The organism is Chryseobacterium polytrichastri, from assembly GCF_900142445.1.
Classification (GTDB): domain Bacteria; phylum Bacteroidota; class Bacteroidia; order Flavobacteriales; family Weeksellaceae; genus Chryseobacterium; species Chryseobacterium polytrichastri.
On the sequence record NZ_FRAV01000041.1, the window covers coordinates 19,809 to 43,189 of the forward strand.

At 32.6% G+C, this 23,381-nt stretch carries 19 protein-coding genes; 5 read left to right on the forward strand and 14 right to left on the reverse strand.

What is annotated here, in order from left to right:
• Positions 1 to 119: 119 nt before the first annotated feature.
• A complete protein-coding gene (gpmI, locus tag BUB80_RS19570) occupies positions 120 to 1,661 on the reverse strand; it encodes a 2,3-bisphosphoglycerate-independent phosphoglycerate mutase (RefSeq protein WP_073296674.1) in 1,542 nt (513 codons plus the stop codon).
• Between the two features lie 324 nt (positions 1,662 to 1,985).
• On the opposite strand from gpmI, the gene BUB80_RS19575 reads away from it, so the two are divergent.
• Positions 1,986 to 2,309 (forward strand): translation initiation factor, encoded by a 324-nt coding sequence (locus tag BUB80_RS19575; RefSeq protein WP_066758781.1) that lies wholly within the window; start codon positions 1,986 to 1,988, stop codon positions 2,307 to 2,309.
• A 148-nt stretch (positions 2,310 to 2,457) separates the two neighbouring features.
• Here BUB80_RS19575 and BUB80_RS19580 read toward each other — a convergent pair whose 3' ends face one another.
• From BUB80_RS19580 to BUB80_RS19595, 4 genes are all read right to left on the reverse strand, one after another.
• Complete coding sequence (locus BUB80_RS19580) at positions 2,458 to 3,357, reverse strand: leucine-rich repeat domain-containing protein (RefSeq protein WP_073296677.1); 900 nt, start codon at positions 3,355 to 3,357, stop codon at positions 2,458 to 2,460.
• A 58-nt stretch (positions 3,358 to 3,415) separates the two neighbouring features.
• Positions 3,416 to 5,563, reverse strand: coding sequence for an alkaline phosphatase PhoX (locus BUB80_RS19585; protein WP_073296680.1), 2,148 nt, complete (start codon positions 5,561 to 5,563; stop codon positions 3,416 to 3,418).
• A gap of 224 nt (positions 5,564 to 5,787) precedes the next feature.
• On the reverse strand, positions 5,788 to 7,935 hold the full coding sequence (locus BUB80_RS19590) for an alkaline phosphatase PhoX (RefSeq protein WP_073296683.1): 2,148 nt from the start codon (positions 7,933 to 7,935) through the stop codon (positions 5,788 to 5,790).
• Positions 7,936 to 8,156: 221 nt separating this feature from the next.
• Positions 8,157 to 9,989, reverse strand: coding sequence for a cytochrome-c peroxidase (locus BUB80_RS19595; RefSeq protein ID WP_073296685.1), 1,833 nt, complete (start codon positions 9,987 to 9,989; stop codon positions 8,157 to 8,159).
• A gap of 222 nt (positions 9,990 to 10,211) precedes the next feature.
• Here BUB80_RS19595 and BUB80_RS19600 point away from each other — a divergent pair, with 222 nt between their 5' ends.
• Positions 10,212 to 10,667, forward strand: coding sequence for a hypothetical protein (locus BUB80_RS19600; protein WP_073296688.1), 456 nt, complete (start codon positions 10,212 to 10,214; stop codon positions 10,665 to 10,667).
• An 8-nt stretch (positions 10,668 to 10,675) separates the two neighbouring features.
• Complete coding sequence (locus BUB80_RS19605; RefSeq protein WP_073296691.1) at positions 10,676 to 11,530, forward strand: nucleoside phosphorylase; 855 nt, start codon at positions 10,676 to 10,678, stop codon at positions 11,528 to 11,530.
• A gap of 500 nt (positions 11,531 to 12,030) precedes the next feature.
• Here BUB80_RS19605 and BUB80_RS19610 read toward each other — a convergent pair whose 3' ends face one another.
• The gene (locus tag BUB80_RS19610; protein ID WP_139262804.1) at positions 12,031 to 13,389 is read right to left on the reverse strand and encodes a hypothetical protein; all 1,359 of its coding nucleotides are present in this window, start codon (positions 13,387 to 13,389) and stop codon (positions 12,031 to 12,033) included.
• Positions 13,390 to 14,549: 1,160 nt separating this feature from the next.
• Here BUB80_RS19610 and BUB80_RS19615 point away from each other — a divergent pair.
• Complete coding sequence (locus BUB80_RS19615) at positions 14,550 to 14,849, forward strand: hypothetical protein (protein ID WP_073296727.1); 300 nt, start codon at positions 14,550 to 14,552, stop codon at positions 14,847 to 14,849.
• A 124-nt stretch (positions 14,850 to 14,973) separates the two neighbouring features.
• On the forward strand, positions 14,974 to 15,783 hold the full coding sequence (locus BUB80_RS19620) for an enoyl-ACP reductase FabI (RefSeq protein ID WP_073296697.1): 810 nt from the start codon (positions 14,974 to 14,976) through the stop codon (positions 15,781 to 15,783).
• Positions 15,784 to 16,488: 705 nt separating this feature from the next.
• Here BUB80_RS19620 and BUB80_RS19625 read toward each other — a convergent pair.
• From BUB80_RS19625 to BUB80_RS23875, 8 genes are all read right to left on the reverse strand, one after another.
• Positions 16,489 to 16,902 carry a hypothetical protein gene (locus tag BUB80_RS19625; RefSeq protein WP_073296700.1) on the reverse strand — a complete coding sequence of 138 codons (414 nt, stop codon included), beginning with the start codon at positions 16,900 to 16,902 and terminating at the stop codon, positions 16,489 to 16,491.
• Positions 16,899 to 17,846, reverse strand: coding sequence for an RHS repeat-associated core domain-containing protein (locus BUB80_RS23860; RefSeq protein ID WP_073296703.1), 948 nt, complete (start codon positions 17,844 to 17,846; stop codon positions 16,899 to 16,901). The genes BUB80_RS19625 and BUB80_RS23860 overlap by 4 nt, the downstream gene beginning before the upstream one ends.
• Positions 17,847 to 18,169: 323 nt before the next feature.
• Complete coding sequence (locus BUB80_RS19640; RefSeq protein WP_073296709.1) at positions 18,170 to 18,658, reverse strand: hypothetical protein; 489 nt, start codon at positions 18,656 to 18,658, stop codon at positions 18,170 to 18,172.
• A complete protein-coding gene (locus tag BUB80_RS24040; RefSeq protein WP_317043909.1) occupies positions 18,655 to 19,545 on the reverse strand; it encodes an RHS repeat-associated core domain-containing protein in 891 nt (296 codons plus the stop codon). Before BUB80_RS24040 ends, BUB80_RS19640 begins: the two co-directional genes overlap by 4 nt.
• Before the next feature lie 165 nt (positions 19,546 to 19,710).
• Positions 19,711 to 20,388, reverse strand: a complete 678-nt coding sequence (locus tag BUB80_RS19650; RefSeq protein ID WP_073296715.1) for a hypothetical protein — start codon at positions 20,386 to 20,388, stop codon at positions 19,711 to 19,713.
• Between the two features lie 96 nt (positions 20,389 to 20,484).
• A complete protein-coding gene (locus BUB80_RS23870) occupies positions 20,485 to 21,396 on the reverse strand; it encodes an RHS repeat-associated core domain-containing protein (RefSeq protein WP_317043910.1) in 912 nt (303 codons plus the stop codon).
• Positions 21,397 to 21,620: 224 nt separating this feature from the next.
• Entirely contained in the window at positions 21,621 to 22,058 is a 438-nt protein-coding gene (locus BUB80_RS19660; RefSeq protein WP_073296721.1) for a hypothetical protein, read from the reverse strand.
• Between the two features lie 9 nt (positions 22,059 to 22,067).
• On the reverse strand, positions 22,068 to 22,994 hold the full coding sequence (locus BUB80_RS23875; protein WP_073296724.1) for an RHS repeat-associated core domain-containing protein: 927 nt from the start codon (positions 22,992 to 22,994) through the stop codon (positions 22,068 to 22,070).
• Positions 22,995 to 23,381 lie beyond the last annotated feature (387 nt).

The following is a 23,381-nucleotide window of genomic DNA, read 5'->3' on the forward strand; positions in this document are numbered from 1 at the left end:
GATATGATTTATTTATTATTTGGCGCATAATACTATATGTGACTCATAACATCTGATAAAAATCATAAAAAATACCGCTATATAAATATAACGGTATTTTTTTAACTTTATTATTGATTTTAACTAATTAAAACATCTCCAGTCATGATTTCAGGGATCTCTACTCCCATAGCAGTAAGAATAGTTGGTGCCACATCTCCTAGTTTTCCAGGTTTTAGGTTCCAGGTATGATCCTTATCCATCACGATGAATGGTACTAAATTCGTTGAATGTTGTGTATTTGGAGTTCCATCCGGATTGATCATTACATCTGAATTTCCATGATCTGCCAAAATGAAAACAGCATATCCGTTTTCATAAGCTGCCGTTGCTACCTTCTCAATACATTTATCAACCGTTTCAGCAGCTTTTACTGCCGCTTCGAAAACTCCTGTATGCCCAACCATATCAGTATTGGCAAAATTTAAACAAATGAAATCCGCTGTTCCATTTTCAAGTTCAGGAACAATCGCATTCGTGATGTCGTACGCTGACATTTCTGGTTTTAGATCGTACGTAGGAACATCTTTCGGGCTTGGACAAAGCAATCTTCTTTCTCCAACAAACTCCTCTTCTCTACCCCCTGAAAAGAAGAACGTAACGTGAGGATATTTCTCTGTTTCTGCAATTCTAATCTGTGTCTTATGATTTCTTTCTAACACCTCTCCCATTGTATCTTGAAGAACATTCTCATCAAAAACAACATGTACATTTTGGTACGTTTTATCATAATTGGTCAATGTTACATAATAAAGATCCAGCTTATGCATAGAATAGTCGGGGAAGTCTTGCTGAGAAAGTACTTCTGTAATCTCACGGCCTCTGTCTGTACGGAAATTGAAAGAAATTACCACATCATTATCTGTAATCTTTGCAACTGGAACCACATTTCCGGTTTCTGTAGTATGAACCATAATGATCGGCTTCAAGAACTCATCTGTAACACTGTTCTCATAAGAAGCTTTAATTGAAGCTAAAGCATCTGTTGATTCTAGTCCAACACCATTAACCATTGCATCATAAGCCAATTTTACACGCTCCCATCTTTTATCTCTATCCATTGCGTAATATCTTCCCACGACGGTAGCAATTTTTCCGGTTGTAGCATCCATATGTTTCTGAAGTTCATCAATAAAACCAAATCCTGAATGCGGATCGCAGTCTCTACCATCAGTAAAAGCATGAACGAAAACATTATCATGCAATCCAAATTCTTGTGCTGCCGTTAAAAATCCTTTTAAGTGATTGATATGTGAATGTACTCCTCCATTAGAAACCAACCCGATAAAGTGTACTTTTTTATTTTCTCTTTTAGCATATTCAAACGCTTCCTGAATAACTTTCTCCTGACCTAATGTTCCATTTTCAACTGCCATATTCAGTTTAACCAGATTTTGGTAAACCACTCTTCCTGCTCCTAAATTCATGTGCCCTACTTCAGAATTCCCCATCTGCCCAAAAGGAAGACCAACTGCTAAACCACTCGCTTCAAGCGTTGTGTGCGGGAATTTTGTATAACAACTATCTATAAATGGTGTGTTTGCTTTATCTAATGCTGAAACATCCGGATTCAGACCTAATCCCCATCCGTCAAGGATCGCTAATATTGCTTTTTTTGACATTATTTTATAACTTTTATATTACAAATTTATCTATTTTAGAATGAATTTAAGAATTTGAAAGACTTAAATTTTTATTAAAAGATTTTGTTTATTCTCTTGCTAATGTTGCAGGTTAAGCAGATTTTTAAATTTAAAATATAATCTATGTGAAATATTTTAAACACAAATTTCACAAATGTTTTACACAAATTTTCACGAATGCTAGGATTGAGTTTTATTTTCTCCCGCAGATTACATAGATTTTCGCAGATGATTGCGTATATTTTTTAATTCAATCTTTTTATTTACCCGCTTTGGAATAAAAATAATTATTAATTTTGCGTTATGGATTTACGAGATCAATTGAAGAACCTTTTTCCGACTCACGAAGAGCAGGATTTTGAAATGCCTGAAGAGCAATTTAAGCAGAAAGAGCCTTTGGTATGTAAGTTTGAGAAAAAAGGAAGAAACGGAAAACCTGTAACAATTGTTGAAGGTTGGGAAGGAAGTGAAGAAGATTTAAAGAAAATCTCAAAAAAAATAAAAACCACACTAGGAATAGGTGGTTCTGAAAAGGATGGAACGATTATCATTCAAGGAGATAATCGTGATAAAATAATGGATATCCTTAAAGAAATGGGATATAAAACTAAAAGAGTCGGCGGATAGTTTTACATTTAAATAGAGAATTAAAAATACTTTAAACTTTTGCTTTACAGCAAAAGTGACAAAAGATTTACACCTTAGTATTTAAGTTGATTTTAAATCCCAATAAGAGTTTTTGCATCTTTTGTGGTTACTATTTTTCAGATAATTTTTAGAAATAGATTTGTGCCTGAGGAAGTAAAGTCTTTAGCTCCTCAATTTTGTTTTTTGTCATTGGATTTCCTGTTAAGATCAATGTTTTAAGATTTTTCAAATGTTTAATTTCTGTTGGAAGGTCTTTTAAATTATTGTTCGCTAAATTTATACTTACAACATTTTTCAAGCCTTTTATTTTAGAAGAGATTTCCTGAATATTATTATCACTTACGTTCAAAAATTCAAGATTTTTGGAATGAAATAAGTTCTCAGGAAGTTTGGCAATCGTATTTTGTTGTAATTCTAAATATTTAATGTCTTTTGGAAATTTTAGATTGCCTAAGTCGTTGATCTGATTTTCTGAAAGATTTAGAAACTTTAAATTCTTAATTTGATGTAAATCATCAGCAATAAAACTAATTTGATTTCCTTGCAAATTGATTTCTTCCAAAGAAGGTATTTTCATTAAAGCTTCCGGAAAAACATTCAAATCATTGGCATCCAAATAAATTGTTTTTAAGCTTTGCAGTTTTGCAAGATTGGGATTAATACTTGTCAGGCTATTCAAATTAATTGAAAGTGTCGTAAGCTTTATTAGTTCACCAATTTCATCGGGGATAAATCTAATGCTGTTTTCATTTACATTTAAAATCTCCAGTTCTTTTAATGCAAATATTTCAGCATCCATTTTCTCTAGTTTATTTCCCATTAAATTTAGGAAAAATATAGACTTAAGATCTTTAATCTGAGGAGGAACATTAAATAGTCCTTTTTCTCTGAAGCTCATGCTATAAACAGTTTTTCTACTTTTTAACGCGTCATCAACATTGGTATATGTAGGATATTTCACAGGATCAATCTGGGCTTTTGCCTGATGAAGCGATATAATAGAAATAAGAAAGAAAAGTTTTTTCATATATAAAAAGATAAAAAGCCGCCGATAATAAATTACCGACAGCTAAAAATTATAATAACTATTTTTTTAAAAGCTTTAAGGTTTGTTGGAACCCACCATCAGCTTCAATATTTAATATCAATACTCTTGAAACTTCAAGCTGAGAAGTAAAATCAAGATCTAAAGATTTGTTTGTTCCTGAGAATTTTTTATTGAAAACAATTTTACCATCCATACTGTAAGCTGTTACAGAAATATCTTTCAATCCTTTTGGAGAATTGATTTTAACAATTCCTGAAGTTGGATTTGGAGTAACTGTTACTGTATTTCCTTTTTTGTTTTCAATAGTTCCTAATGAACCTTCAATTCCTAAGTTATTTTTAAGAGCTACAACAACTGTTGCAGACTTTCCTCTATAATCAATTGTATTTCCTGTTGCATCTACATCTGTAGAAATTGTAGAATGCGGATGCTGAATTGAGAAGAAGCCAAACTTATGATCCGGAGTAAAAGTAAGACCTGTTGGCTCTGCACCTCTTGGCATTGACGCAAATAATTTTACTTTAGGATTTTCCTGTGTATGATCCGGGGCTACTACCCAGATATAGTTTTTACCACCATCCTGTAATACCCAAAGATTACCCAATTCATCAAAAGTAAGATTATCATTTCCGTTACCCCAAAGTTCAGACCTTGCTCCCTGTGCAGTCATGAAAGAATACGACGTAGAAGCTCCTCCAACGAAAGTTTGAACTTCTGAAGCTGTGGTTCCATCATCTTTTAATCGGTAAACTTTATTTAATCCTTTTGCTGTAAAATATATTTTACCATCAATTGGGCTAATTTCAACATCTTCTATTCCACTAAACCTTGTTCCTCCAAGAGATTGAGCAAGAGTTGGTGTATTATTCTGATCTGCTTTTTCTTTGTTCGGAACCTGAATCCAGCTCGCTGTAGTAGCCACAGGATCTCCTCCGCTAAGCCCTTGATCTAATTTTAATACATAAAGATTTCCTGAAGAAAGATCGTTTGGAGTATCCATAACATATTTATAAACCATGTGGGTACCTCCGTCTTCTCCATAATAAGCTGTTGTTCCTGTACTATTAATGACTACATTCTCATGATTCATAATACCCATCTGCCAAAGCTTTCCTTTTGAACCATCCTCGTTTTTGGTAATAACCTCAGCCGTTGCAGGATCAATTTCTATCAACCATCCATAATCTTTATAGCCATCATTGTTTACATCATTTGAAGTTACTCTTTCTTCAGCAGTAACAACTGTTCCCCATGGTGTAATCCCTCCTGAACAGTTTCTGATGGTCTGAACCAAACTAGGTGCAGAAAAATCTACCGCTCTTGATTTAGTTAACTGCCAAAGTTTTGTAGAAGCATTATAGTTTACTTCTCCCATAGTAACTCCACCAGGGTTCGTTTCATGATTTACGGCTAAATATCCGTCTGTAGAACTGCCATTTTTTGCTACATATCCTGTGAAATCATTCTGTCCTCCAACAACTCCGCCACCTTCTGTATAACTATCTCCTTCTTTTAAAATAAGCTGATATTTATGCTCTGTAGGAATAATTAGTTTTCCGGTTTGTGAGGTTGGAATAATAGAGGTAAAACAACTGATATGGTTGGCATTACAATTAATAGGATCTACCGTAACATTGGTAGTTTTAAGATAGGCATCAATTCTTAAATCTGAACTTGAAACACTTCTGTTATGAAGTCTTATTGCAATTCTGTTTTTACCGTTAATAAATTTTGATTTAGGAATTAAAAACACATTGTATATGTTTTCTGCAGCACCCTCTATAGATCTACTTGCTCTGGTATTGAAAGCAATCTGACCGGAGGGCATATTATCTCTTAGTATTTCCTGTCCGTTAACATATACCACAATGCCATCGTCTCTCATGACTCCCAATTCTAGAGTATCTGTAAGTTCAGATAAATCCACATCAATATCTTTTGCAAAATATGCCGAGATAAGCCCGGAATTAATGGTAGTTGTTACAGGATCTCCATAACCAAGAGGCCCGTTTCCTACAGCCCAGGAAGTAATGTCATATGTTTTATCTTTCCATTGATTTGGCTGAGCCTGATTGTTGTCCTGATAACTCCAGGGCGAGTTTTTGTCGAAAATAAATGCTTGCGCATTAAGTACAGGACTTGCTGCAATTGCAAGCACTGCAAGCGTTAATAATTTTTTCTTCATTTGTAGATTTTTTACCCTACAAAAATATTTTTTTTAATCGGATTTGCCGGTTATATGACTTTAAATAAACATTAACTAATGCGAAATTAAATATTAAGAACTAAAAAATCCCCCCTAGAAACCCACTAGCAAGTATCTTATTTTTGTTTTTATTTACATCATTAATGAGGAAAAGATAAAAAGCCGCCGATAATAAATTACCGGCAGCTAAAAATTATAAATAACTATTTTTTTAGAAGCTTCACTGTTTTTTGGAAACCTTCTGCTTCAATATTCAAAATCAACACTCTTGAAACTTCAAGTTGTGAAGTGAAATCAAGATCTAATGACTTGTTTGAACCTGTAAATTTCTTTGTGAAAACAATTTTACCATCCATACTGTATGCTGTTACAGAAATATCTTTCAGTCCTTTTGCTGAATTGATCTTCACCATTCCTGAAGTTGGATTCGGAGCAACTGTCACTGTATTTTCTGCAACATGCTCAATTGTTCCTAAAGAGCCTGTTGTTCCTAGATTATCTTTAAGAGCCACTACGATAGTTGCAGATTTCCCTCTGTAATCAATTGTATTTCCTGTTGCATCTACATCCGTAAGAATTGTAGAATCCGGATGTTGGATAGAGAAGAATCCAAATTTATGATCTGGCGTAAATGTAAGACCTGTAGGTTCTGCACCAGCCGGCATAGAAGCAAATAATTTTACTTTTGGATTAGCCTGTGTATGATCAGGAGCAATTACCCAAATGTAGTTTTTACCACCATCCTGTAGAACCCAAAGATTTCCTAATTCATCGAAAGTAAGATTGTCATTACCATCTCCCCAAGCTTCAGATTTCGTTCCTTGCGCTGTTGTGAAAGAATATACAGTAGAAAGTCCTCCTACGAAAGTTTCTACCTGGGAAGCGGTAGTTCCATTATCTTGTAAACGATATACTTTGTTTAATCCTTTTGCCGTAAAATATACTCTCCCGTCTAATGGACTGATATCTACATCTTCTATTCCATTAAATCTTGTTCCACCTAATGACTGAGCAAGTGTAGCTGTATTATTTTGATCTGCTTTTTCTTTGTTAGGAACCTGAATCCACGTTGCAGTAGTTCCTACAGGATCTCCTCCTGTGCTTAATCCCTGATCTAATTTTAACACATACAGATTTCCTGAAGAAAGATTGTTTGGCGTATCCATAACGTATTTATAAACCATGTGAGTTCCGCCATCTTCCCCATAATAAGCAATTGTTCCTGCATTATTAATCACCACGTTTTCATGGTTCATAATACCCATTTGCCATAGTTTTCCTTTAGACCCATCGGCATTTTTAGAAATAACCTGAGCCGTAGCAGGGTCAATTTCTACCAACCATCCGTAGTCTTTCATTCCGTCCCCATTCAAATCATTTGATGTTACAGATTCTTCAGCAGTAACAACCGTTCCCCAAGGTGTAACCCCTCCAGAGCAGTTTCTGATCGTTTGTACCAAGCTTGGTGCCGAGAAACTTACCGCTCTTGATCTTGTTAATTGCCAAAGCTTTGTTGAAGCATTATAGTTAACTTCCGCCATAGTAACGCCACCCGGATTTGTTTCGTGGTTTACAGAAAGGTAACCGTTGGTGCTGCTTGCATTTTTAGCCACATATGCCGTAAAGTCATTTTGACCGCCAACTAATCCGCCACCTTCTGTATAATTATCTCCTTCTTTTAAAACAAGTTGATATTTATGTTCTGTAGGAATGATTAATTTCCCTGTTTGTGCTGTTGGAACAATAGAAGTAAAACAACTGATGTGCATTGAATTACAAGCTGTAGGATTTGTTACAGGACCTGTTGTTTTAAGATAAGCATCAATTCTTAGATCTGAACTTGCCGCTCCTCTGTTGTGTAATTCGATAGAAATTCTGTTGTTTCCGTTAACGAATTTTGATTTTGGAATTGAGAAAACATTATACACGCTTTCTGCAGCCCCGTCAATGGTTGTACTAGACCATGTATTGAAATCAATTACACCGGCAGGCATATTGTCTCTTACCACTTCTTCTCCATTCAAGTATACTACGATACCATCATCTCTCATCACACCCAATTCCATAGTGTCACTTAAGTCAGATAAGTTGACATTGAAATCTTTAGCGAAATAAGCAGTGATAAGACCTGAATTAATGGTTGTAGTAACTGGATCTCCGTAACCAAGAGGACCCGCTCCTACTGTCCAAGTTGAAATATCGAAAGTTTTATCTTTCCATTGAGCAACCTGTGCCTGATTGTTGTCTTTGTAGCTCCATGAGGAATTCTTGTTGAATACAAAAGTTTGTGCCTGAAATACAGAACTTGTCATTAATCCAAGCGCTGCAATTGTTAGTAGTTTTTTCTTCATTTTAATTTTGATTTATTAGACCTTGCAAAACTATTTTTTAATCACGAGCCCTCTATTAATAAGACTTTAAATAAGTTTAGCTGAATATTAATAAATCAGGAACCTAATGTTAATTAGATTAATTTTATGTTAAATTAAAAAAATATTAAAAAGTGAATGAGTGGATAAGGAACTGCAATTTTTGACTTTTACATTCGTTAAACCACCCTTTCACAAGTATTTTATTTTTTTGTTTGACTTATATCGGTTAATGTATTCAGGAAAGCTATAACCTGCTTAATCTCAATCTGAGTAAGGTTTAATTTATCCGCAGGCAATGTTTGATTTTTCATTTTCAACCCTGCTCCTTCACCGCCGCCTTCGTTGTAGAAATCCATCACTTCTTCCAATGTATTGAAAGCCCCATTATGGAAATACGGTTTTGTAAGCGCAATATTTCTAACAGTAACAGTTTTGAATGAATTCTCATAGATCCAAGAATTTTCTTTTTTCACAGGACTGTTCACTCTTCCTTTATCGGTATCTAATTCTATCGGAAGTTGATTCAAGGGCTTTTTGGTCACGCCTAATACTTCAGATTCATTTTCGTTAAAGAATGGCGGAACCAATCCTGAAAAGTGTGGCGCGAAATGGCAAGTCGCACAATTTGCTTTCCCCATGAAAAGATTATAACCTTTTTTGGCATCATCAGAAATTTCTTTTTCATTCCTCATGAACTTATCGAAATCACTTTCAAAAGAATACAAAGAAGCCACGTAAGAACTTAATGCCTTAGAAAAATTCTCTTTGCTTATTTCTCCGTTTTTAAAAGCTGCACGAAACGCTTTCTTATATTCCGGCTTTGTTTTTAATTTTTTAATGATGCTTTCATAACTTGTATTGAATTCATCTTCATTGTAAATTACATGTTCCGCTTGTTGCTCCAGATAAAAAGCTCTTAAATCATAGAAAAACCTTTTGGCAAAAACTGCATTATATAAAGAAGGTGAGTTTCTTAACACCGTTTTTCCTTCCACATTACTTTGAGATTTCGTTTTTAAATCTGTAAAAGCATTTTCAGGCAAATGGCACGTTGCACAGCTCATTTTGCTGTTATCACTTAAGTTTTGATCATAGAAGATTTCTTTTCCTAATGTTCTCAGATCTGGATTATCTTCGGAAGATTTTAATAAGGTGTAGAAATATGGATCAAGGAAATCGCTTGCAAAAAGATTTTTACTTTTCACATTCCAACCCGAAAACTCTTTCAGATCATCTGAATTTCCGTCCCAGTTTCCGAATTCTTCATATAACGGCTGAATATATTTTTTATAGAATTCTATTCTGTCAAAAGTTTCAAAATCTTTGTTTTTTGAAAGGTAATCAATGCTTTCCGTTAAAATTCCATTGGCTTTCTGAACAGAATAATTTTTAAAGTAAACATCATTATTGATGTATTTTTTCATTCCCAACAAGGCATGACCTGCTTCTTCAGAAACATTTAAAGAACCAGGAGTATCAAAACCCGTTACGCCTAACGTATAGATTCTGATCAATTCAATTCGTAAAGGCAATGTTTTATTATTTCCTTTACTCAACCCATTTTTCACAGAGCTTAAATAAAAACTTGCATAACTGTTATACAAGAAATTAGTGATGGTTTTGATTTCCTCTTTTTTCTCGGCTGCTTCATCTGAGAATATCAATTCATCCAAAACCTGCAAGCCTTCCGGAGGCAATGTATATGCTGAGGTTCCTGCTGCTTCAATATGAAATAATGGCGCTGCATTCAAATGCGTTTTAGAAAATTCCGGATAATGATAAGCAATGTAAAACTCAACTTCTTTGTAAGAATTTCGAGCATTGCTTAATGACTTTTGTAAATCTTCAAGAGAGATTTTATCCTCAGAAAATTGGTGTACATCAGTTTTTAGTTGCTCAAGTCTGCTTTTAAAATCGGTTAACCCTTTATTAACAATGGTATTTTCATTTTCTACACCTGTATCAGTAGGATTAAATGACATTATTGCAAAACCCATCAACAAAATGATGATAACTAACGGATAAGATCTCATTAAATTTTTAACAGCAAAGCTATCATTCGTAAGTTATCTTAACTTTAATTCAGGATTAAATAATGTTTATATTTTACTTCAAAGAATTTTTATTAATTTTAAACCCCGAAATCAAATTCATCATACTCAAAAACGGTCGCTACTTTCTAAGACCGGTTTTAAAATAATGAAGAAAGGATATTGGGGAGGATTTTAAAGATTTACAACAAATCAAAATTAAATATGAGAACAACATTATTACTGACTTTTGTGGCAGGACTTTTTTCGTTGACTGCCGTTGCTCAAAAACTGGGACAGGAAAAGGCCGTTTATGCAGAAAAGAAAGGTAATGATTATTATCTGTTTCGCCTCTCACAAGACCAACCTGTTCCTAAAGTTTATCTTTACTCCAACGGGGAAACAAAGCCCTACAAAAGCTACAAAACATTAAAAGATGTTGCCGTAGATTTTCCGGGAATCAATACCTATCATCAATCAACAAAAGAAGAATTGATTTCTATTCTCAACAAAGACAATCATTTGTATGAGATCTCGTCTCAAAGAAAAGACGACAAAAAGACTGTTAGCGTTTACGAAGTTTCTAGCGGCCAGAGAAAAATGGTAAAAGAATACCTTTCTGTTAACGAACTCGAAGCATCTCCTTATAAAGGTGCTATTTTCATTGATCAAAAAAAATAAATCATATTATGCTAAACAAACTTGCTGCCTCAGAGTTAGTTCTGAATGAAGACGGAAGTGTGTACCACTTAAACCTTTTACCTGAAGATATTGCCGATAAAGTGATCCTTGTAGGAGATCCGGACAGAGTACCGAAAGTGTCTCAATATTTTGATAAAGTAGAGGTTAAAAAGAACAAAAGAGAATTCTATACCCACACAGGAACATTGCGTGGCGAAAGAATTTCTGTAATGTCTACAGGAATTGGTACAGAAAATATCGATATTGTAATGAACGAGCTTGATGCTTTGGTGAATATCGATCTAAAAGAAAAAGAATTTAAAAAAGAACATAAATCTCTTCAGTTGTTCCGTATGGGAACTTGTGGAAGTGTAAATCCTGACGTACAGGTTGACAATATGCTGGTTACCCAAAATGTTGTTGGATTAGACGGATTAATGCATTTCTACCAAGATTATGAGTTTGAAAACGATTTCTCAAAAAACTTTATGGAGAAATTTCCATATGCGAAAATCAAGCCGATGCTTTATTTTGCAGATTGGTCAGAAGAATTGGGAGAACTATATAAAGATGCCAAATACCACGGAAATACGGCTACTTTCCCAGGATTCTATGCTCCACAGGGAAGACAGCTTCGTTTAAAAGCTTTAGATGATAAATTTCTGGAAACTTTAAATGAGCTAGGAGTTACCAATTTCGAAATGGAAACTTCTGCAATCTATGCACTTTCAAAGTTATTAGGACATAAAGCGATTACCGTAAATAACGTAATTGCCAACAGAAGACGTGGAGAATTCTCTGCAGATCATCATGCTTCTGAAAAGAACCTGATTACTTGGGTTCTTGATAGAATTATTAAGTAATTTTAAACGTCTGTAATAATTTCAGTGAATAACTAAGGGAAGTCTAGAGATTAAAAAAACTTTTAAACCATTAAGAAGATTAAAGAAGTTAAGTTTAATTAAGAAAAATCAAATAGATTTTCAAGCCTTAAAACAAAACTAAACTTAATATTCTTCATTTCTAAATAAAATCTTAATGGTAAAAATTGATGAACAGCTATAATAATTTGTTCATAAAAGACAAATTATTAAAATCTAAACAAGCTCTAAAACACATAAGAGAGGGTTTCAATATTGAAACCCTCTCTTATTTTTTCATGGCAATTCCTCTCGTATTCTTTAACGATTCCAAGATTACAAATTTATTTAGAAAATTTAACCGATAACATCGTTTTGTGAACTTATAAAAATTCAATCAAGCCCATATCACCAACTTAAAATATATTATAAAAAAGAGACTTCAAAAATTAATTCGAAGTCTCTTCATTCATATATTTAATAATATTCAAAAATCAAATGTATTAAAACTCATTAATCGTTACATAAAAATGAGCAGAATTAAGACTTGCTGCATTCCCTGAAATATTACTTAAAGCAATCGTAATGTTTGAAGTGGATGTTAATCTTGGGTTTAAAATTCCGAAATCCGAAACTCCTGCAAAATCACTAGCCGGAGATACCACGATAGATGCTTTTGTTGAAGTGGGTTGATACGCTGCCGGAATGGCAAAACTCAAGGTTGTTGTTTTTCCGGAAGGTAAATTACTGATAGAAACAGATGGCCAAATCTCAAAAGTAATCTGATTCTTTTGTACACTTCCCTTTTCTCCTAATTTATACTGTCCGTTTACATCAATCTTGGTTGTATTATTTGGAGAATTAGTTCCAACTCCTACTGAGACGTTGTTATTTCCAAGAACAATAGCATTCGCCTGTGTTGTAGAAGCACCATACCCTACAGCCGTTGAAAATTGTCCAGTTGCCGAAGCTCCTGAGCCTAACGCTGTTGAGTTTTGATTATTGGTCTGAGAATTAATTCCCAACGCCGTTTCTCCATTAGAAGTTGTTTTTGCATTATATCCTAATGCAATAGATTGAAAACCTGCTGCCGTAGAATTTTTCCCTATGGCTGTTGCCTCATTGGTTGTTGTCTTTGCACCATACCCGATTGCCGTTGACTGGAAACCATTAGCTTCAGAGTTATTTCCTACAGCCGTAGCTTCATTTACCGTTACTTTTGCATTAAATCCTAACGCTGTTGACTGATATCCTGATATTTGTGTATTAGCTCCAATTGCCACAGATTCATTAGCTGACACAGAAGCATTTGTACCAATAGCAATTCCTTGATATGAACCACTTGAGTTTCCTATTGCAATTCCGTTTTGAGCTGCATTAGCCGAAGCACCTAAGCTTATGGAATTATTTGTTCCTAATCTTCCCATTGTAGCACCATTTACTTTAAATACTAAATCATCTAACGTAGATGTTCCTAAAGATAAAGGTGTATTGGCTGATGAATAGTTACCTGCATTTGAACCTGTAGTATTCCATCCCGAAGAACCGCCAGTAATTCCATTATTAGACCCTGACCCACTGGATATTAAGTTCCATTGACTGTTATTCCAAAAGTAGAACCCTGTTGCTGCCAAGCTCCCAGATCCGTTATTCCAAACCAATAATCCGGTTGCCGGAGATACAATAGTAGTAGCATCTGTTAATGAGCTTAGTGAGATACTTGGAATGAGTAATCCTTTATTTTTAGAGTTAATTTCTAACATTGCAGAGGTATTTGGATTGGGAGTTCCTATCCCAACTTGAGCATAGACAAAGCTATGAAAGACTAAAAATAGTCCAACAGCGGTAATAAAATTTTTCACTTGGGTATAATTATTTATGAATTACTTATGTACTTTTCGATTGCAAATATATGATATTTTCAATAAAACATCAAATATTTTGAATTTTTCGCAATAAACACACTAGAGAGTGACTAATAGGTAACTTACTCACCGTTTAATGAAAAAACGCCACCACAAACTCCTCTGTAAAGTCTTTATTCATGGGCATATAAAAAAACTAAACTAATAAAAAGTATTTCTAATATTATTTATTAATTAAATAAATACCACAAAATTGTGAATAAAATTTAATTATTCACAATTCAATGAAACAGTTTTTGATGATATTTTCACTAATTTATGCTCTTACTTTATATCTCAAAAACACCTATAAATACTAAATTTTCGAGTATTAATTGTTGAGACATTCCACTAAATTAATTGAGAATTTAATCGTTATGAAAACTTTAAAAAAAAATTAACAAGTATTTTAAGCCCGTTTTTTCTTATAAAACCCTACATTTATTTTGAAAAACAGTACCGTTTTTTTTATATTTGGAAGTATTTCTAAAGTTTTTAATTATTTCTTATAACTTCTGAATTTACCGCTACCACTTTCTTTTCGGAAAATATTTTAGTATTTTCATCATTGAATATCCCCATAGACTGTTTAATTTTTTCCAGACCCATTTAGGATGGTACATTTAGGTAATCTTATCATAAAACTTTCAAAAATTCAGCTATTTTCTTTCAAATCAGATTTTCGATCATCTTATTTTGACATTTTGTGTTCAGATTATCTTCCTTCAGATATTCTAAAATACTATTCAATAACATGTTAGTATCAAGCCTGTTTAAACTAATTAAAAAATTTAACCACAAAAGATACAAAAGCTATTATTGAATCATTTAAAGTTGAACTATTTGAAAACAAAGCTTACAAAAGAATAAAAATCAAAGATTTTTTTAAACTTATGTGTTCTTGTTTGCAGTTCATTATGAACTTAAATAAATAATATGCTAATCTTTTATCTCTTTTGTGGTTAAATTAAAAAGTTTAAACAAGTTTATCAATTAAAAAACGAATATGAAAATTTTTAAGCGCATGTAAAAATATTATGAAAAATTTAACAATAGCATCCAGCTTTAGGAATGGTTATTGTTTATTTATTATCAACACGCAAAAAATATTAAACATTATGAATAATTCGGATTACAACAAAGCGGAAGACGCGGTAAACAACACACAAAACTCTTTAGAGAATGCGGCTGAAAAAGCAAAATGGAAAGTTAATGAACTAGCAGATAAAGCTAAGGATTATATTAATGAGAAAAGAGCAAATGATGAGGAGGCAAGCCATGAAGACTGGCTTGATAAAGTAAAAGCAAATGTATCTGATGCATGGGAAGGCGTAAAAGATCAGGCGAGTGATGCTTGGGAGAAAACCAAAGATGCAGCAGAAGATGTAAAGGCGGAATGGAATAAGAAAACCAATTAAAAATTTCAGTTATATAAATATTTTCAAGAAAAACGGAGCTTTTTTATAAAGGCTCCGTTTTTTTATTATGCTCTAAACACAAATTATTGCTACATTTGTATATATTAATAAACATTAGAAAATTATGTCATACGGTTTACTTAAAGGCAAAAAGGGAATTATTTTTGGAGCCCTTAATGAACAATCTATCGCATGGAAAGTTGCAGAAAGATGTCATGAAGAAGGTGCTGAATTTATCTTATCAAACGCTCCGATTGCTTTGAGAATGGGAGAACTTAATGGTTTAGCAGAGAAAACAGGTTCTGAAGTTATAGGAGCAGACGCTACTTCTACAGAAGATCTTGGAAAACTTTTTGACGCTGCAATAGCAAAATTCGGGAAAATAGATTTTATTCTTCACTCTATAGGAATGTCCGTAAATGTAAGAAAAGGGAAACATTATACAGAAATGAATTACGACTGGACTGAAAAAGGTTGGGATATCTCAGCAGTTTCTTTCCATAAAGTAATGCGTACGGCTTGGGAAAAAGACTGTATGAATGAATGGGGAAGTATTTTAGCACTTTCATACATTGCAGCTCAGAGAACATTCCCTGACTACAATGATATGTCTGATAACAAAGCATACTTAGAAAGTATTGCAAGAACTTTCGGATACTACTGGGGTGACAGAAAAGTACGTGTAAACACGGTTTCTCAGTCTCCTACTGTTACTACTGCTGGAAGCGGAGTAAAAGGTTTCGGAGGTTTCTTAGGATATGCTGAAGATATGTCTCCACTAGGTAATGCATCAGCGCTTGAGTGTGCAGACTACTGTGTAACCTTATTCTCTGATCTTACTAAAAAAGTAACGATGCAGAACTTATTCCACGATGGTGGTTTCAGTAACACTGGAGTTTCTCAGAAGGTTATTCAAAAATATGATCTTGAATAAATTGTAATTGATTTATTTAAATATACTAATCGGCGGCCTCAAAAGAGTTCGCCGATTTTGTATATTGTTACATTTACCATTGTTTAGGGTTAAGTTTATAATGTTTCAATATTTCTATTTTTGTGATATTATCCAACTTACACCACAAACCCTTATCAGTATATCTCCAAAATTCTAGTCTATCATCTGCAAATAATGTATCTTTTTCAATAATAAATGCAAACACATAATAAGATAGAGAAGATTGCACCAGCTTGGAGTATTAATCTTTTCTTTTAAGGTAACTAATATAAAAATATAGAAATGTGGGAATCAAAATTGCAATTACTATTTTAAGATATGTTTGAAGCGGAATTTTATGACTGCTTCCTAATGCCATTAATAGATAAAAGATAAAAATTAAAGAAGAAGCAACACAAACGAATTGTAAAACATTTAATATTATTTTCATGTATTTTGTTTAGCTTTTATTTTCATGGTTACAAGGGATTTCCTTCTTGGATTAAATGATATTGATAAAATAATTCAAAAATAAATATAAGCAAACTATTTTTTGCTTACGGAAAAAATGGTTACCAATAAAAATTTAAAGACTTTTTTGCTGAAAATTCTGCAGCGCTATAAAACACAAAAACCTCGCAAAAATACGAGGTTTTTATTATAAATTCCCAATACTAGGAGTGATATGATCGTAGTATTATGCAATTATTGTTGGTTAGGATTCAGCTTATAATGCTTCAGTATTATATTTTTTGAAGTATCATTCAGTTTATATGCCACTCCTTTATCCTTATATCTCCAAAATTCGAGTCGATCATCTGCAAATAATGTGTCTTTTTTATTAATAAATGCAAATGTATAATTACCATCATCCGGGACAATAATTCTATTTTTTGAAGTAATTTTTTCTTTAATTATTGAAATTTCATTTTTCAAATTTTTGTCTGTTATTACCTCTTTCATCATATCACGATTCTCTAAAAAGAAAATTTGAAGTGAGGATCCCCAAGTACTATTGCTATTTAGATCTAATCCATTATAATAATACATAACAACTTTTTGACTTGTACATGATGTAGCAATTAAAAGTATTAGTAAAAAACATTTTATTTTTATCATGGTGTTGGTGTTGTTGGTGGTTTAACTTCTTTTATAGATTTCACACTTCCTACAGGATAAGGTATTATACCATAATTAGTTCTTTGATCTTCAGTTAATGCTTTGTTCATTTGATTACCTAAGTTTGTAGTTGTGAATTCTTCTTCTTCATTTTTAAACCTAAGATTTGCTCCATCTGGTGTAAATATTGATTTTTCAGATTTTGTAGAATAATCATTCCGTCTCCTTTCTCCATATTTTGAATCAAAAAGATGATTATATCCATGAATAACTTCATGCCCAAGCCTTGAGGAAGGACTGTTATAACCAATATTACCTTCTTCCAATGTCGATTTAGCACCATCTTTTCTAAACCTTACAGCTTCTTTTGGATTGAACTTGACTGACTTTGTATTTGGATCATATTCATTTTTTTCACCACTTTTTGTCTGTTCATTAATTGTAAACGTATTCTTCTTATCATTAATCATTTCATCCATAATGTTCACTGTTTTAGCTCCTTCACCTTCACCAATTGTAACGTTAAGAGCGCCAGTAGAATATAAATAATCTAAAGCTTCGTAAGTGTTTCTATCAAATTCATTTTTAATTTTACTGTAATCTCGATTTTTTTCATATGAATAAACATTATCACCAAATTTAATATCTCTACCATCTGGGTCAATAAACATTATTGGATTGTTAACTGCATAATTGTCAGGGCTGTGTCTTCTATATTTCTCCAACAGTGGATCTACAACACCCCATCTTCCAATATCCGGCATATACATTCTTGCTCCATAATCATACATCCCATTTTCTTGTAGCTCCTTGCCGTTGTACTTGTAATTCTGGTATCCTCCCAATAAGCTTTTCATTCCTCCAATATGATTCATTCCAAAGGCATAATAATTATTAGTATCTGTAACTTCCAGAGCTTCTCCCACATTTTTTGCAAAATTCACTCTTGCATTTCCTAAGTGATCTCTATACTGGTAAATATAACGATTTTCCGTAAAGCTGTAAAATCCTTCTGGGCTAGGTATTCAATCCATCTGCTAATCATTGATGCTTCGAGATGAAACTCTTGTGCTAATAATTTTAACGAATAATGTTCATTAATAATTTTAGTAACACAAATTTTCTTAAATTCTAAACTGTACTTTGATTGTTCCATAAAAAAAGCCCCTAAAAAGTGTCTAACTTTTTGGGGGCAGTGCAATTTTGCGAAGCTTTTATTATAAATTTTCAATGGGATAAGATCGAGACGCTCACTCCCACGTGGGGTTTATAAATCAGGTAAAAAAATCATATTTTGCGGATAAAATCTCTCTTCATAATTTTTGGCAGCATACTTTATTGCAGATAAAATATCCATTGGGAGTTCTCTCTCTTTATAAATATTTAAAAATGGCTCATTGCGATCATTATATAATAAATAAAAATCTTCTTGAGGTTTTAATATTTTTATAAAATCTAAGAAAATTATAGGATAAGTATTAAAATTTTCTAAGCTATCTTCAGTTAAAAGTTCTTTTAATGAAAAATCTCCTTTTATCCCAAAATATTCCTGAGGACATTCCTTATTTTTTGTTATCCAAAATATCATTCGCTCTTTGCTATTATTTTTAATTATAATCCTTTTATAGATAATATTTTTTCCTGACACATTATACTTCAAGCTATCTTTTTTTATTTCCACATCTTTTTTTTGTGAACTGATATAGATTATATTTAAAAAAAATAGTATAAAAAATAATTTATATTTTACTCTCATCTCATGTTATTTATTGTTTCATCTATTGATTTAGTCATTGATTCTTGTAACTTGTTATTTCCCTCTATCCTTATCAGAGTATCCCCTTCCCATTTACTTCCTTTTACTTGGTGCACCCAAGTTTCTCCTCTCACATAAAATAAAGCATGCCCTCCTATCAATTCATGAGATGCATTTTGAGCCTGTCCTTCTTCGCTTAAGTTACCATTAGTATACACTTGTAAATTATTATTTGTAGATAGATTAACTTTCTCGGATGTTCTCTTATCATTAGAAGGCACCAATGTTGTTCCCATTAAATCAGAACTTTCCCCTGTTCTTACATGCATTCCTTTATCAGGATTTCCATATCGTATTTCTGAAGCATCATCTTTTCTAGAATTTCCCTTTTTATCATAATAGCTAACACTACTACCAACCGTATATTCAATAGTTGTTTCAGAATTTACAAGCTCTGATAAATTTGAATAATTACCACTGGTACTTTTGTGAGAATTTAATATTTTTCTATCAACATTTCCATCTTTATCAAGTTTTACAAATTGTCTGTCTTCTTTTGGTAAAGTATTTTGAATAGCTTTTAAAGACGCTTCGTTAGTTGGCTTTACTGTTTCTACACCTCTACCATCTGGATCAATAAATCTCAGTGGATTATCCATTACATAATTATAAGGAGACCATCTCCTGTATTTCTCCGCCAACGGATCTACAACACCCCAACGTCCAAGATCCGGCATATACATTCTCGCTCCATAGTCATACATTCCGGATTCCTGCAATTCCTTACCATTATATTTATAGTTCTGATATCCTCCCAATAAGCTTTTCATTCCACCAATATGATTCATTCCAAAGGCATAGTAATTATTAGTATCTGTAACTTCCAGAGCTCCTGCGGCGTTTTTAGCAAAATTAACTCTTGCATTTCCTAGATGATCTTTTTAATCTTAAACCACCGCAGTTGCGGTGGTCTTATTTTTATTAGCTTAAAGCTCATAGATTTTATATAATTGGATACGAGCGAGATACTGCACCATTATGCGGAATATTATCTAATTACTACATGGTTGACAATTTAAACAAGATGCTCCAAATCTGGTCTCTATAAAAGTTTCTTTGTCTTGTACTAAAAATCCCATATTTTCTAAATCTCCTGTTTTTTGATTAATAAAAAAAGTAAGATAATTCCTTATATCATCTTTTGTTTCAATCTCTTTCCTCATTAATTTTTGCTTATTCCAAACTTTATTTTTATTTATTTGCTTAATATAATCATAATTTATATATCCTTTCAGGTTTCTCACAATCAGATATACTTCTGGGTCTATTTCTATAATATCTTGTTGCAAAACATCTCCAAAGAATTTTTTATCTTCCTCTTTTAGTATAAAATGAACTTTACCTTTTTCAAAAACTAAATCTTTAATTAACCTATTATTTTTTTCATCCCTGTATATAACCAATTCTTTTATCTGGTTATTATTTGGTTCATAAACTCCATAAATATTAATAATAAAAGGTTTTTTCTTTTGAAGAATACGGATGCTATCTTCCTTTTTATTGATGATTAGATTTTCTATTTCATTATCTATGGATGCTTCAGAAAATTTAATAAAAAATTCTACCTCTTTTTTTAGAGTTTTATTGATGAAAATTTCATCTAGATTCTGTGAAAAAAATAAATTACAAAAAAGTAATCCTAAAACGGTGTAGTATTTTTTATTTCCCATTTTTAAACATTTGAAATTGGTTTAGCTTATTCAGATAATTCTTTGGTGTAAAGTTTTGATTACTGTTATAACGTGTCACATCTCCTTGTCTATCTCTCATTTCTGGTCTACCTGAAAATATATGTAATTAAGAAAAGTATCATCTTTAACGGATGCCTTGTCAGGATCTGATGGACCATTAGTAAATGGATGATCATGCATAATAAAATTAGTATTCTTGCCGCAATATATAAACAACCCTACAGGGGACACAACCTCTTTGCCTCCAGTATTTTCTCCATGAGAAGTTGCAACTACATATTCTGAATAATTGTTATGGCCCGACACAGCCCATTCTACATTTGAATTATTGGCCGCAAATTCAAATACATTGGCCGCATCTGAACCACTTGTAGTAGTACCAAAACTTATATTTTTTGTTGCCTCTGTCTCTCCGTAACTCAGGTTTTGTGAAAGTTGTGAAATTATGGAACCGCTTTCAGCAGTTTCTTTTTTCACTGTTACACTATTGCTTGTATCGACTTTTCCTTTGTCGTCTGTAGCGTATAACGTATCGGACGATTTATCTGGAGTTTTTTGTATAAGCTCAACATTACCATTCTTTAATAATTTGTAATCATCTGTAGGTTTCATTCCATCTGGATCAATGAATCTTATTGGATTATTAAAAGCATAATTATAAGGGCTATGACGACGCATTTGTTCCGCCAACGGATCCACGACTCCCCAACGTCCTAAGTCCGGCATATACATTCTTGCTCCATAATCATACATTCCAGATTCTTGTAACTCTTTACCATTATACTTGTAACTCTGGTATCCTCCCAATAAGCTTTTCATTCCTCCAATATGATTCATTCCAAAGGCATAGTAATTATTAGTATCTGTAACTTCCAGAGCTCCTGCGGCGTTTTTAGCAAAATTGACTCTTGCATTTCCTAAGTGGTCTCTATACTGGTAAATATAACGATTTTCCGTAAAGCTGTAAAATCCTTTTGGGGTAAGTATTCAATCCAATACTAACCTAGAGACGATAGAATTTGAACAAGAAAACCATTTTCAGACTCGTGGAAAAAATGCTTACCAATAAAAAAATTAAAGACTTTTTTGCTAAAAATTCTGCAGCATTATAGAAACAACAAAACCCACCTCAATTGCGGTGGGTTTTGTTGTGTAAAGAACGAGCGTGAGGATTATTATTATCTGTCCATAGATATAGACAATATATAACTCTATTTCAATTCTTTATCTAAAAATTCACTCTCATAATATATCGTTTTAATTACATTATTAGGTTCATCAATATATAGCCAAGATTTCATCGTATCATCACTATATAAAGTGTTTTTGCCCCATACAAAAGCATGACTATAGTAGCCATCAAGCATATCTTTCCCATCTAATGACTTTAAAGTATGTGAATTAAAAGCATATGGTGAACTAATAAGTTTTCCTTTTATCAAAGCTAATTCAGTAGTATATTTCGTAGCTTCATAAATATTTATTCTTTTTATATCTACTGCTTTTTTACCAAAGAAACTTTCTTTAGGATTTCCAAAGATTTCTCCTCCGTCTAATGAAGAGTTATGGATATAAATATTCAATATTTTTTTTGTAGGCTGACAAGATGTAGACACTACTAATATTAAAAATAATAAGTATTTTTTCATTATTCTAATTTATTTTGAATCTGTTGTTTCTGGGTTATTAGTTTCATAATAATTTTTTCCATAATTAACCCTTCTATCTTCTCCCAAATTATCATTGACTTGATTTGCCAATCCTGTAGTATATTTTTCTTCCGCATTTGAAAAAGATAAGTTCACACCACTAGATGTTATTAAACCTTCATCTGCTGTTGTCTTATCTGCTTTTCGACTATTATAATTAGCATCTTGAGTATCATTATAACCATGAATTAATTCATGTGATAGCAAAGATATTGGAGAGTTTTTTCCTTGATTAGTACCTGAATTCGGTTGAGTAACATCTTTTCTAAATGTAATACCATCTTTATCACGCCAATTTACAGTTTTTGTACTGGGATCATAATTATTCCCATTTTTTTGATAATCTTTGCTATCAGGATTTTGTTGTGCAATACTAATTGTATTTTTTTTATCAGAAATCAAAGTTTGTAACATATCAACTTTTTTTCCATTTATATCAACTTTCATTGCCCCTGAAGAATATAATTTATCCATAGCCTTAAAAGCATTACTTTCAAAAGTATTATATTTACTATAGTCTCGATCTTTTTTATATGAATAAATATGTTCACCAATTTTAATATCCCTTCCGTCAGGATCAATAAATCTAATTGGGTTATTTACTGCATAGCTGTAAGGACTATGTCTCCTATGTTTCTCCGCCAACGGATCAACGACACCCCATCTTCCCAAATCCGGCATATACATTCTCGCTCCATAATCATACATACCACTTTCTTGTAACTCTTTACCGTTATATTTGTAATTCTGATATCCTCCCAATAAGCTTTTCATACCGCCAATATGATTCATTCCAAAGGCATAGTAATTATTTGTATCGAGGACCTCAAGAGTTCCTCCTTCATTTATTGCAAAATTAACCCTTGTATTTCCCAAGTGGTCTCGATACTAGTAAATATAACGATTTTCTGTAAAGCTGTAATAACTTTCTGGGCTGAGTATTCATTCTAATACTAACCTAAAGACGATAGAATTTGAACAAATAAAGCTTATTTAGCAATTCGAAAAAGAAGAAAAGCAAACCATTTTTCAGGCTCATAAAAAAAAATACTGTCCAATAAAAAATTTAAAGACTTTTTTGCTTAAAATTCTGCTGCACTCTAAAACACAAAAACCTCACAAAATGCGAGGTTTTTTTTATAACTTTCTCGTAGGACACGAGCGAGACGCCATAAGTGTTCGAAACCTCATTCTGGATTTAAAATTTCATTCACTTTATTAGGATCCCCACCGCATCTTTCCACAATATCTTTAATAATTAGC